Origin of the sequence: Siminovitchia thermophila (genome assembly GCF_016909185.1) — a bacterium.
Taxonomy (GTDB): Bacteria; Bacillota; Bacilli; order Bacillales; family Bacillaceae_C; genus Siminovitchia; species Siminovitchia thermophila.
The window spans coordinates 1-13013 of the sequence record NZ_JAFBFH010000056.1 but is presented as its reverse complement, the minus strand read 5'-3'; the positions used below and the strand labels follow the sequence as shown (position 1 = coordinate 13013).

11 protein-coding genes, 1 tRNA gene and 1 rRNA gene are annotated in these 13013 nt (G+C 38.9%); 7 read left to right on the top strand and 6 right to left on the bottom strand.

The annotated features are described in order from the left end of the window. A 16S ribosomal RNA gene (locus JOC94_RS21955) occupies nucleotides 1-61 on the bottom strand; the annotation flags it as partial. A gap of 306 nt (nucleotides 62-367) precedes the next feature. Here JOC94_RS21955 and JOC94_RS21950 point away from each other — a divergent pair. Then, on the top strand, nucleotides 368-556 hold the full coding sequence (locus JOC94_RS21950; RefSeq protein WP_213089153.1) for a hypothetical protein: 189 nt from the start codon (nucleotides 368-370) through the stop codon (nucleotides 554-556). A gap of 3 nt (nucleotides 557-559) precedes the next feature. Here JOC94_RS21950 and JOC94_RS21945 read toward each other — a convergent pair whose 3' ends face one another. Next, complete coding sequence (locus JOC94_RS21945; protein ID WP_205180359.1) at nucleotides 560-1450, bottom strand: DMT family transporter; 891 nt, start codon at nucleotides 1448-1450, stop codon at nucleotides 560-562. A 94-nt stretch (nucleotides 1451-1544) separates the two neighbouring features. Between JOC94_RS21945 and JOC94_RS21940 the strand changes: the two genes are divergently transcribed. Next, nucleotides 1545-2240: an MgtC/SapB family protein gene (locus JOC94_RS21940; RefSeq protein ID WP_077113002.1), complete on the top strand. Its 696-nt coding sequence runs from the start codon at nucleotides 1545-1547 to the stop codon at nucleotides 2238-2240. 447 nt (nucleotides 2241-2687) lie between these two features. After that, a tRNA-Ala gene (locus tag JOC94_RS21935) sits at nucleotides 2688-2760 on the top strand. Nucleotides 2761-3711: 951 nt separating this feature from the next. On the opposite strand, the gene JOC94_RS21930 is transcribed toward JOC94_RS21935, so the two are convergent. Then, on the bottom strand, nucleotides 3712-3912 hold the full coding sequence (locus JOC94_RS21930; RefSeq protein WP_077113003.1) for a hypothetical protein: 201 nt from the start codon (nucleotides 3910-3912) through the stop codon (nucleotides 3712-3714). Between the two features lie 245 nt (nucleotides 3913-4157). Here JOC94_RS21930 and JOC94_RS21925 point away from each other — a divergent pair, with 245 nt between their 5' ends. After that, nucleotides 4158-4532: a carboxymuconolactone decarboxylase family protein gene (locus tag JOC94_RS21925; RefSeq protein WP_077113004.1), complete on the top strand. Its 375-nt coding sequence runs from the start codon at nucleotides 4158-4160 to the stop codon at nucleotides 4530-4532. A 168-nt stretch (nucleotides 4533-4700) separates the two neighbouring features. Here JOC94_RS21925 and JOC94_RS21920 read toward each other — a convergent pair whose 3' ends face one another. The 3 genes from JOC94_RS21920 to dcuS all read right to left on the bottom strand — a co-directional run bounded on the left by JOC94_RS21920 (nucleotide 4701) and on the right by dcuS (nucleotide 8815). Beyond that, a complete protein-coding gene (locus tag JOC94_RS21920; RefSeq protein ID WP_077113005.1) occupies nucleotides 4701-6350 on the bottom strand; it encodes an SLC13 family permease in 1650 nt (549 codons plus the stop codon). 144 nt (nucleotides 6351-6494) lie between these two features. After that, nucleotides 6495-7217 (bottom strand): response regulator, encoded by a 723-nt coding sequence (locus JOC94_RS21915; RefSeq protein ID WP_077113006.1) that lies wholly within the window; start codon nucleotides 7215-7217, stop codon nucleotides 6495-6497. Continuing rightward, nucleotides 7214-8815 (bottom strand): DcuS/MalK family sensor histidine kinase, encoded by a 1602-nt coding sequence (gene dcuS, locus JOC94_RS21910; protein WP_077113007.1) that lies wholly within the window; start codon nucleotides 8813-8815, stop codon nucleotides 7214-7216. Before dcuS ends, JOC94_RS21915 begins: the two co-directional genes overlap by 4 nt. Nucleotides 8816-9603: 788 nt before the next feature. Between dcuS and JOC94_RS21905 the strand changes: the two genes are divergently transcribed. From JOC94_RS21905 to JOC94_RS21895, 3 genes are all read left to right on the top strand, one after another. Then, on the top strand, nucleotides 9604-11025 hold the full coding sequence (locus tag JOC94_RS21905; protein ID WP_253191909.1) for a nucleotide sugar dehydrogenase: 1422 nt from the start codon (nucleotides 9604-9606) through the stop codon (nucleotides 11023-11025). Nucleotides 11026-11143: 118 nt separating this feature from the next. Continuing rightward, nucleotides 11144-12130 (top strand): glycosyltransferase family protein, encoded by a 987-nt coding sequence (locus JOC94_RS21900; protein ID WP_077113008.1) that lies wholly within the window; start codon nucleotides 11144-11146, stop codon nucleotides 12128-12130. A gap of 263 nt (nucleotides 12131-12393) precedes the next feature. Continuing rightward, a partial coding sequence (locus JOC94_RS21895) for an NTTRR-F1 domain (protein WP_205180358.1) occupies nucleotides 12394-13013 on the top strand: 620 nt, incomplete at its 3' end.

Sequence of the window (13013 nt, the reverse complement as noted above, 5' to 3'; positions counted from 1 at the left end):
CTTGCATGTATTAGGCACGCCGCCAGCGTTCGTCCTGAGCCAGGATCAAACTCTCATGTAAAAGTTTGGTTAGCTCATAATTAAAGCTGACTAATTAATTATTGATTGACGTTTCGTTTCGTTCAGTTTTCAAAGATCAAACTTGGTATCGCTCTTTTGGGCGACTTTTATATAGTAACACGGTCTCGATTTTAAGTCAATAGCTTTTTTAAAAAACTTTTTTGTGTTCGACTCGTTCAATCGGACGAATTATAATATAACATAGATATTTTTATGATGCAATAGTTTTTTTGAAATTTTATTCACTCAGACATCTTTCTATCAATCTGTACATAATATAATAACAAATATCTATTCTATTGGGAAGGTGAAAACTATTTTAACAAAGGCTGCCCTTGTCATTTCTTTTTTAATGGCTATCTATCTATTTAGTTATTGCTACGTTGAAGCATTGCGCATAAGTGATACAGATGTAGATAAAAAAGAAGGAGGAACTTTTCTCGTCATGTCGATCATGGCTTTTGTTTTTTCCGGATTAACTTATTTATTCATATAGTCTTTAAATCCGGCCTCCTTCCCTCCTGACATTCATAATAAATAAAAGTACGCTTATGATAATGATCGAACCACCTGCAAGCTGGAACCAGGCAACTTTTTCACTTAATATAAGATAAGCAAGGATCGTTGCTCCGACAGGTTCAAATAGCACGGCCATAGAAATAACTGCCGTACTGACCCATTTTAAGGCCCAGTTGAATAAAGAATGTCCAAGCAAGTTTGGCAAGATAGCCAGAAGCAGGAAATATATCCAATCTTCAATCGGATATGGATAAAGCGGTTCGTTTCTAATAATGACATAAAAAAATAAAACGATGGTGCTTATGGAGTACACTAAAAAGGTATAAGTAATTAATGAGATCCTTTGTCTAAGTGATTGTCCGACAAGCAAATAGGCCGTAATTAGGGCACATGCACTCAGCGCAAGCATATCGCCCAACAGCGCAGCGCCGCTCAACCGGAAGTCCCCCCAACTAATCACAAAGCCGCCTATCATTGCCACTGCCGCACTTGTTATACTTTTGATCGAATATTTTTCTTTAAAAAATAAAAAAGTCCCTATAAAAGCGAACAAAGGCTGTAATGTCACCAAGACTGTGGAACTTGCAACCGATGTGTAGTTTAACGACTCAAACCAAAGGATAAAGTGAAAAGCAAGAAATATACCGGCTAAAAGAGAATATATCCAATCATTCCGTTTCATCATCCGCAACTCTGATTTACTGCGCCGTAAAAACATGGGAAGCAAGATGCAAACACTGAAAAACATACGGTAAAATGCAATAGTTCCCGCCTCAGCGGATGACAATTTTACGAGGATCGCGGAACTTGAAATCGTCAGGACACCAATCATAACAACAATATACGGATTCAGTTTTCTTCGTGTTTCCATTTTATCTTATCCTTAAAGAAGTATAATATAATAAATTAAATTTTACTTTTTTTATTTCTTTTTTCCAATAAACAGGCGGCAAGGAGGGAAGCCTATGGAATATTTTTTTGAATGGGAACTATTGGCAAGATTGGGGATTTCTGCAGCTCTCGGCTTAATCATCGGCTTAGAAAGGGAGCTGAAAAGAAAACCGCTCGGTTTAAAAACAAGTCTTGTCATATCCATTATTAGTTGTCTGCTCACAATTGTTTCAATTGAAGCTGCCTATATTTTTCCCGGGAGTGATGATGTTCGTATACAAATGGATCCGCTCCGCTTGGCTGCACAAATAGTATCGGGTATTGGTTTTCTGGGAGCAGGCGTTATTTTAAGAAGGGGCAATGACCATATTTCCGGGTTAACAACCGCAGCCTTGATCTGGGGGGCAGCGGGAATTGGTATTGCAGTTGGAGCCGGATTTTACATGGAAGCTATCGCCGGAGTCATTCTCCTCATTATTAGTGTTGAATTAATCCCTTCCCTGCTAACGAGGATTGGCCCGAAAAAATTGCATAAAAGAGACCTGATAATCAAAATTACAGTAAGTAAAAGGGAAAGTGTTGAGACTGTAATGAAAAAATTGCAGGAAGACAAAATTTTGATTACGCATACGCGAATTAAAGATTTAAGAGAAAACGCCGCTCATCTTATGGAATTAAAAACGCGAGTAAACACGAACAGACCTGTCACGAATATTTATTATACAATTTCCCTTTTAGACGATGTTCAAGAAATCGAGATCATCAGTTAACGGGTATCCTATATGATATCCCGTTACTTATGGAAATCTCTCTTAATATACAACGACATATTACAACACCTCGAAAAATGGAATTCCTTGCACCCGACAGGACACCGGAAAAGACTATATTACGAAACAGCTTGCGTTCGATATTATTTGAACTCAGGCTGTTTCATTTCTCCAGAAATCGTTGAAATGGAAGATACGAAAATTGGTTAGATAAAACCACCTTATCTGAAATACTTAATTAATATATCAGCTAACCAGATCTCGCCACCCTCTCTTTTATAACATAAAAAAAGCACTAAGTTTCAATAATTGTGCTTTAGGTAAAAGATTTCCACCTGAAAAATCCGCGGGTTCGTAGCTTTGTTCAACAATTTGAGACAATAAATTAAAAATAAAGCTTGCACTTTTTTAAAAAGCTCTTATAATGGAAAATGTATTCTAATTTTAGGGGCATTAGCTCAGCTGGGAGAGCGCTACACTGGCAGTGTAGAGGTCAGCGGTTCGAGCCCGCTATGCTCCATATGCTTTAAACGTTGAAAATACGCCATTTCTAAGCACTTAGAAGTGGCGTATTTTTATTGTTTTTTGGTGCGCGTGACTAATTTCAAAGTGAAATAAAATAAGCTCTTCTCATTTGTCGAGAAGGGCTTATTTTATGTAAATATATGCGTCCAACATTTTTATGACTACCCGAATATGTATAAGCAACCTCTTCGAACAATCTTATCTGGCCAATTTCAACACCAGTGCTGCAGCTCCACAACGATCGTTTGCAAGTCTAATGATTCGTTTTTTATACGATACCTTTATTACAGGCTTAAACGCCTACTAGGAACATCCAAAGCCAGCTTCCTTTTAGGGTTCTTATATTTTAAATATTTCTATTCTCCAATTAAGGTTCTACAGCACTTCCTTTTGACGGAATCTCTTTACTGCAATAAGTTGAATATCATTTTGCTTATATTCATTAATAAGCGGACAACTATTTTAGTCATCGTATTAAAAAAGATCATATATGTAGGATTTCATTAATAAGTTCTTTCGGTGAAAGTTAATCTTTTTTTCTTGAGAAACTCACCTCGCTGGCTAATTTATTTGACAAACGCAGTTTCAATTCCCTCGATCGGCAGAATTCATCAATAGTTTGCTGCTTCAGGCAGTTTTCATCGCAATATCAATGGATGCGTCATCATTTGATCCCTTCCTTATTTATGCTTACGATCATTTGTAATCCAATAGAACTTGTATAATGGATTGGCTGATAGAGCATTACATCTGATGAAAAAATCTATCATCGGGAAAGAGGGAAAAAAGCATAGTTCGCCTTCATTTTACGTAAGGCATTACTTCTCATTTACATCTTGTCAACAATCCTACGATCAGCATTTTCCAAGAAGACCGATGATATAAACCTAAAGAGAAATCCCTTTAAGCCTACACTTAGGGATTTCTCATTTTATTGATCAGTTACCTACCAATCGCAATCTTCATGCTCATGTCTAATTCTCCTGCATCTGCAAATAAACCTTTCACGTTCTTCTCTCTCTCGTTCTTCTCTCTCACGCTCTTCCCTCTCACGCTCACGTCTTACTTCACGGCATCTACAGATTAATTTCACGCGTCTTCTCCGTTCTTCTCTTTCGCCGCCAACAAAATCATTTTCAAACCACATACAGCTTACACCTCCTTTATATCTATTTAAGCCGGCCGACGCATTAATAATTTATTGGAGGTTATCGAAATTGATTGGACAGACAGTCTGATACAATAAAACACCTCTATCCAATAAACTATTAAAAGCTGTTCCATAAAAGCACCCTCCCTTTTAAAAAAGTCCTACTGATTGCCTTCTATAAGCTGTCATGGTTTTTATTGAATGAATCGCAGGAAACTTGAAATACTATTTTTTGAAAGGAGATGGAACAGTTGGATCAACAGACGTATACAGAAGCAGCTATTCGGGAGTATAAAGAAGGGCTGGGCATCTTTACAAAAAAGATGCCCAAGATAGCGGAATCGTATAATTCATTTACAGAGGCGTGTTTTTCAGAAGGAAAAATTTCGCAAAAAGAGAAGCAGATGATTGCTCTTGGAATCAGCATCTATGCGCAGGATGAGTATTGCATCATTTACCACACAAAAGGCTGCATTGATCAGGGGTGCAGTGAAGATGAAATTTTGGAGGTTGTCGGGGTTTCCGCAGCATTTGGCGGGGGCGCGGCAATGAGTCAGGCAGTAACACTTGTTCAGCAATCCATTGAAGAATTAAAAAACAAACCGCAATCACATTAAACCTAAATTCATGAAGCGGGAGTTTTCTTATGTGCCCGAACATTCAGTTGAACGAAATTCTGATTATGTCTTGATACCCCAAACAGCAGAGCCAAGTTCTTGACTCACCATCATGTATTCCAATACAAAAAAGCAGGTTGTCACCCCGTTTGGACAACCTGCCTTTTCTTATTTAAAGCTTTGCGGATAAGTCGTTAAGTCTACATTCCATAAAATTGGAAGAACAAAGAATACGGTGAGGACGATTAAAATGAGGACAAACAAGTTGACCCAAAAACCGGCTCTTATCATTTCAATAATTTTTATTTTTCCTGTAGCAAAAATGATGGCGTTTGGCGGTGTCCCAACAGGAAGCATGAACGCGCAGTTGGCCGCCATTGCCGCTGGAACCATCAATGCGTAAGGATGAACGTTGATCGCCAATGCCAATGATGCCAAAACAGGGAGAATCATTGTTGCTGTCGCTGTATTCGATGTAAACTCTGTCAAAGCCAGAACAAGTGCGGATGACAGTAAAATAATCAAGATAAAGTGAACACCTTGCATCACGGTAAGCTGGGTGCCCATCCACTCTGCTAGTCCAGTTTCAATAAATCCGCCGGCAATGGCCAAACCTCCTCCGAAAAGGAGCAAAATGCCCCACGGAATGTCTTTGGCACTATCCCAAGCAAGCAGTCTTCCTTTTTGATTGACAGTAGGGATTAAAAATAGCAGAACAGCCGCAATAATAGCAATCATCGTATCAGACAACGTTTTGATTCCTAATACGTTTTCCCAAAGAAACGTTCTCGTAATCCACATAAATGCCGCAAACAAGAAAACAGCCAAAACAAATTTTTCCTCAAACGTAATCTTTCCAAGCTTCAATTTTTCCTCATGAATTAATTGTTTTCCACCAGGAAGTTCCTTTAATTTTACGGGAAAAGCAATTTTAGTAATATAAAGCCAAATAGAAACCAATAAGATTGCGGTTACAGGAGTTGCAAACGCCATCCAGCCGGCAAATGAAATTTGCACGTCAAACAGTTTATTAACGGTTGCTGCCAAAATAATATTGGGAGGTGTCCCGATAAGCGTCCCAAGTCCGCCGATCGTTCCAGCATAGCCAATGGCTAATATAATGGATTTCTCAAAATTTCTATAGTCATCGGCAGAAGCGTCCTTGCTTGTTTGCACTGCCTGGGAAACTTGATAAATAATAGCAGTTCCAATGGGGATCATCATCATGACAGCTGCCGTATTGGATACCCACATTGATAAAAACCCGGTAGCCATCATAAATCCAAGTGTAATCTTGGACATATTTGTTCCAATTAAAGAAATAATCGACAATGCTATTCTTTTATGCAAATTCCACTTTTCCATGGCAGTAGCAATGAAAAATCCACCTAAAAACAGGAAGACAATCGGATCTCCATAGGCAGCGGTTACATCTCCACCCTCCGCTGCTCCTGTTAAAGGAAGCAAAATAATGGGCAAAAGCGATGCGGCAGGAATGGGAATTGCTTCTGTGACCCACCAGGTAGCTACCCATAAAGTAACAGCTAAAACAGCCCTTCCGTCCGTACTTAGTCCTTCTGGAGAAAAGAAAAGCATGGTCAATGCAAATAAAAGCGGGCCAAGAATCAGCCCTGTTTTTTGGACAGTACTGTAAGGTCCGGGGCCTGTCCCTTTTTCTTTTTCACTAGTCTTCTCATCTTTTGATGTAAGTGTCTGTTTTAACACTTTGTTCGGTATGGCCATCATTAACCATTTTTTCGTTTGACGATGTGTTTTCCATAGAAAATCCCATGTAGAGTGTATATATGTTCTTTCCATTGTTATGAGTCTCTCCTTTTTCTACCGATGTAAAAAAGCGCTTACAAGATACTTTTAATGTTATATCTACTTTGTTGAAGATAAAAGGCTGTTAAATTAAATAAATAGTTATGTAAGTAATAAAAGCGAGACTGCCATTTTATTTTATAAATCGGCAGCCTCAATATAAACATAGATCGCTTCGGTATTTTGTTTGGATAGACGGTACTTTCTTGCTGGCCGGCCCTTCGTTTCATAGTCCGCTTCTACATCCAAAAATTTAATTTCGGTTAAAAAGTTTAAATATTTTCCCATCGATACCCGGGAGATTCCGATCTCATTCGCCAGTCCCTCTATTGAAAAGGTGGCGTCTTTATTCCTTAAAATCGTTTTGACAATTTTTCGCAACGTCGTTTTTGTTAACCCTTTTGGAATATCCTCCAGACGTGGTGTCTGGCCATTGCCTTTTAACAGTTTATCCAGCTCTTCCTGGCTGAATTTTTCGTGCCCATGCAGCAGTTCAAACTTTTTCTTGTACTTTTTCAATGAATCCCGAAAACGGCCAAATTCAAACGGCTTAATCAAGTAATCAACAACGCCAAAATGTAAAGCTGATTGGATCGTTTCAATGTTGCTTGCCGCGGAAATGATGATGACATCTATGTCTTTTTGTTCATTCCTCATTCTCTTTAAAAGCTCCAGCCCCCGTTTCCCCGGCATATATACATCGAGTAGGACAAGATGAATCTCGGTGCTATTTAACATATCGATGGCACTATCAACGCCTTCGGCGATTCCTGCACAAACAAAGCCAGGAACCGCCTCTAAGTAACGCTTATTAATTTTCGCCACCATCGGGTCGTCATCAACTATTAAAACCCGGATCATTCTGATCGCTCCTCTCTATAAGGAAAAACCACTTTAAACACAGTGCCCTCATTACTTGTATGAAAAGAAATCTTGCCGCTTAGCGATTGTACGCTTTTTTTAACATTGAGCAATCCATATCCATGATTCGCGCCTTTAGTAGAAACAGTTTGATCGAATAATAAATTCCTTATCTCTAAAGGAATCCCCTCTCCGTTATCCTTTACGGTAATCGTACAGGCGAAACCGTTATACTCGATCGTAATATCTACCCTTTTTTCGTGCTTTTCTTTTACAGCATCAAATGCGTTTTCAATCAAGTTGCCAAGAATAGTGATGATATGATGGGTCATTTCATGATTGTTGGAAGCCGGGAGGGGACGATTTACTTCCAAATTGAGTTTCACTTTATTTTCTCTGGCGTAACTTCTTTTGCTTAGTAAAAATCCGGCAATGACCGGGTCCTTCACAATATGGCCAATCGAGCTGCTTTCCGTTTGGTAGAGTTTCGTTTGTTTTCTTAAATAAGACTCCAGTTCTTTGTATTCTTTCATATGAACCATACCTGTTATCACATGCAAAGTATTCATAAATTCATGTGTTTGGGCACGCAACGCATCTGCATATGTTTTAATGCCCGTCAGCTGTTCGGCCAGTAACTTCATTTCGGTTTTATCCCTAAATGTTGAAATGGCCCCCGCCAGCTTTCCATTTAGTATAATCGGTACCCGATTCACCAAAATGGGCAGGCCGTTAATATCACTTTCTTGATCATATTCCGCTTTCGGGGATTGCAAAATTCTAACAAGCCGGCTTTTAGGTAAATATTCATCCGCTTTTTTCCCGATCGGATCGGGATCAAGCCCGGCTTTTTGAAAAATTTTTATCGCTTCCGCGTTAGCTACTACAATCTCTGCTTTATTATTAACCGCTATGATTCCCTCTCGCACCGATTCAAGCATGGCATTTCTTTCTTGGAGCAAACTGGCTATGGCAGCCGGTTCAAGCCCAAATAAAATGCGATTAATATTTGCGGCCAAAATAATGGCGCCAATCATTCCAATGACAATGCCAGCGCCCATTCCTGTAAAGATAATTTTTTTTCTTTTATTCGCGGCTTCATTCACACTTTGAAGCGAAATGCCGACTGAAACCGCACCAATTTGTTTTCCACTTTCATTAAATACAGGATGAAAAGCACGAAGAGAAGGCCCGAGCGTACCTTCCGCAGTAGAAGTATATTTCTTTCCTTTTAAAACCTCCTTCTCATCCCCGCCAATAAATCTCTTTCCGATTCTGGATGGGTCGGGGTGGGAAAGCCGGATCCCGTTCATATCCATGACGACAATAAAAAGCATATTTGTTTCCTGCTGAATATTCCTCGTAAACGACTGAACGTCCCTTCCCCTTTGATTTTTTTCCAAAGCTTCTATAACGAGCGGTGTAATGCTGACTGTCTGGGCAATACTCATTGCTTTTTCACCTTGATGATGCTCAATACTCTCCGTACTTGCGTTTATTAACAGCACACCTGTAATTACAAGGGCAATGATCACGACTGAACAAACCAACATGATAATGACGGTGCGCAGTGGAAGATATTTACTGCCAAAATTCATACTAGCAACCTACCTTAAACAGATTGTGAAGCAGATGGTTATCTTTCGTAACTATCCGGCCAACGGGGATATCCACAGAATGTGGGTCATTCAGGCGTTGCTTAGCCTGCGAATCTCAAATCCCCGCTGATAAGAAGCAAAAAAGCTAAGCCGCGTCCTGTCGGCAAGCCGAGCGATGGCGACCTCGAAGCGCGCGCTTTTTTCTTCGTATGATGACGATGCTGATGAGCTTTCCTTGAGTTGTCGATTCACTTGCAGCTGATGAGCTTTCCTTGAGCTGTCGATTCACTTGCCAATGATTTCCTGTCCACCGCAACGCCTTTGTGTATTGTATTGAGAACCTAGAAAAACACGCGATGTTTTGACACAACGTTTTTCTTCTCCTGCGGCCTGAGCTAATCAGGCAGTTGATCCACGCTTTTCTTTTTCATCCCGCATTCTGATTGGGGGATCTTACTGCCAGTTCATGCCCGATAAAATAAGCAACTCTTTTTTTCCGCCATTTATTATAGCATAGTGTTATCCATAAATACTCCTCCCTTTTTGAGCACGATCTTATTTGAAATATAACCAGAGAGTCAACATCACGCACCAAAAATAAAAAGTAACAATATAGATAACAAGCCGCATATCTTAAATCACTGCTTTCTCTGACACATCCCCCGACTCGAAAAGAGACGAATAACATTGATCCTAGTGATGACGCCTTTTTTTCCAAGAATGCTTGGCAGTTTTACGCCCTGTTGCATATAAAATTAATAATTTCGTTTAGGAAAGGAAAATCAATAGTGGACATTCAGCAGGATTCACATTACTCGAAAATGAAAAAAAACGTCCCTTTTGGAAAACAGGGGGAACAGGTAATAGGAGCAACAGGGAAGGATGAAACCAACATTCATGCCAAAAATTCGAATAAAGATGACCAAATAGACTTGACATTACAAAACACAAAAGTAGGTGTCGTTGGCCTTGGTTATGTCGGCCTTCCCGTGGCAGTGGGATTTTCTAAAAAATACAAGGTCGTGGGATTTGATATTGATCAACAGAAAATTAACTTGTTAAGCAATCATGTAGATCCAGCAGGCCAAGTTCCAAGCGAGGATTTAAAAAAAGCGGGTATTGAATTTGTATATAATGAAGAAAAGCTCAAAGAGTGTAACTTCATTATTGTGGCGGTTCCAACACCGATTACTTCAACGAAGGAACCTGATTTATCTTATCTTGAAGAAGCATCCGCCATCATCGGAAGAAATCTTTCCCCACAAACAATCGTAGTTTATGAATCTACCGTATACCCTGGCACGACTGAAGATGTTTGCATTCCAATATTAGAAAAATACTCCGAATTAAAATCCGGAGTTGATTTCTTTGTCGGTTACTCACCTGAACGAATTAACCCTGGGGATAAAGAACATACTTTTCATACAATACCAAAGGTTGTTTCTGGGCAAAACAATCATACTTTGAAAAAAATATTCAAAATGTATCACAGCGTGATTGATGCCGGCATTTATAAAGCTTCCTCCATCAAAGTTGCGGAAGCTTCCAAAATTGTCGAAAACACCCAACGTGACATCAATATCGCTTTTATGAATGAACTTTCTCTCATATTTGATCGACTAAACATTGATACGTATGATGTACTTGCCGCATCGAAAACAAAATGGAATTTTATTCCCTTGTCGCCTGGCTTAGTTGGAGGCCATTGCATCGGAGTCGATACCTACTACTTAATGCACAAGTCGAAATTGGAAGGGTATTATCCAAGTTTTCTCTCTGAAGCCAGGAAAATAAATGATTTTATGCCAGAATATATTGTAACTTCTTTATTGCAATTAATGATGTCCCATAAACTAAATGTTCAAGAGGTGTTGATTACAGTCCTCGGCATCACTTTTAAAGAAAACATTTCTGATGTCAGAAATTCCAAATCATTGGAGATGGTAAAAAAATTGAAAGATCTCGGTTTACCTCTTCAAGTATGTGATCCAAACATTACGAACGGCCAGCTAAAACATATGAATATCGACTTGAAACCATTCAATCAACTTAAAAAGTCCGATATTGTTCTTTTATCTGTACCCCATAAAGAATTTAAAATGGCTGATTTGAATGCCTTATTTAAAAACAATAAAGGAATCTTAATGGATTTAAAGGGAGTTATTCCTACAGAATCACTCCAGAAAAGCATATCTGTTTGGAGAATGTGATCACTAAAAAGGGAATCGTTCCCTTTTTTTATTTTTCAATTGTTCACGCCGTCCAGACAGGAGTCAGCTTTTTGCCATATATATATTGAAACAAAAAGAATCAAAGGTGATGAGGCGCATGGAAAAAAAACGAAAAATCTTAGTACTTGTGAAACCTTTTTGGTTATACCCGAAACATAAAGTAAAAAAAGATATTTTTGATGCCCTTGAAAAATACGCTGATGTCTATTATTGGCACCATAATGGCCATATAAAAGACATACTAAAAACATTAAATATAGAACCCGACTTTATCTTTCATTATGATATAGCTTGGTATGATATCATGGCGCCCAAAATTGAAGGTTTAGCCGACATAGATATTCACAAAGGTTGCTTTGTTATTGACCTTCACTGGAATCCTGATGAACGAATTCAATTTTTTCAAGATAATGAAATAGATCTTATTTTTTCAGCCACCAAATATCCATTTCTTAGGTCATTTCCCCAATTTAAACATAAGTTCCGCTGGCTGCCTTGGTCGATTAATCCAGCAGTGATGAAAGATTATGGATTGGAAAAAGAAATTGATTTATTGCTTATGGGATTAGTGTATGTTGATAAAAATGCACATGGGCGTCATAAACTCCCCAATATGATACCTTTAAAAGGAAGATATGCATTTAGGGACGCTGTTTTTTCCAATCTGAAAGATAAACCGGGATTTGTCTATCATCCCCATCCTGGTCATCTAGCTACACATTCCGACCAATTAATTGTAAATAAAAAATATGCAAAAGAGCTGAATCGCGCCAAAATATTCTTTACTTGCGGAGGCCGCTACAAAACAGGCCGGGTAGCCGTTCTTAAGTTCTTTGAAGCACCTGCTTGTAAAACACTACTTTTGGCAGAACCTAACGATGACATCGTGGATTTAGGTTTTATTGATAATGAAAACTATGTTGCCTGTACGATTGACAACTTTATAGAAAAAGCAGAATATTATTTGGCCAATGATGAAGAGCGCATGCGAATTACAGAAAACGGTTATCAATTTATCCATAAACACCATACAAATGACGAACGAGCAAAATATTTGTTGAAAGAAATAAATTCTATTTTATAAAGATCCGCTTTATAAACCCCATTATTTTCAAATCTGTAGATACCCATATTAACTACAGATTTTTTTGAATTAACTATCTTTCCTTTCAGCTTTAATTCTTATTCTGATAAGCGGCATCGAGCCAATACGACAAATTATTAGTTAAATGTGCGTTTGTAATAGAGACTTTGCCTGAACAAGCTTCGTTCCCATACATAGTATATTGTGAGTTCAATTTAGATGAAATCAATTGAACTACTTTTTTAAAAAAAGGAGGGTATTCCTTGTCAGTCATTAATTTAATAAGAAATGGAGGATTTGAAACTGGAACTTTCGAATTCTGGAATGCTGTGAATGCTACCATTACTTCTACAAATGCTCACAGCGGCCAATTTGCAGCTTCTTTCGATATAGGTTCCCAAACATCCTCTCTTTCTCAAACCGTTCCAATCACACCTAATCAAACCTATTTATTTAAAGTATCATTGGCAACACGAGCATTTAATAACCGAGTCCTTTTACGAATTGTGTTTCTAAATGATGCAGATCAAGTAGTCGGAACCGGGTTGGATACAGAAGTTAACTTTGGAAGCATTTTCTCTAGCCCGACGTTTGAAGCTTGGAAAGAAATTTATCACGTTACAGAACCAGCACCTGCTACAGCAACTAAAGCAAGAGTAGAAATTATTAAACCAGGTGTGGTGGGCTCTATTGATAGAGTATTGGTAGATGATGTTAATTTACTGGAATTCGATGGTGTTCCTGGACCTATTGGACCGACTGGACCTGCTGGACCTACGGGAGCCACTGGACCTGCTGGACCTACGGGAGCCACTGGACCTGCTGGACCTACGGGAGCCACTGGACCTGCTGGACCTACAGGAGCCACTGGACCTGCTGGACC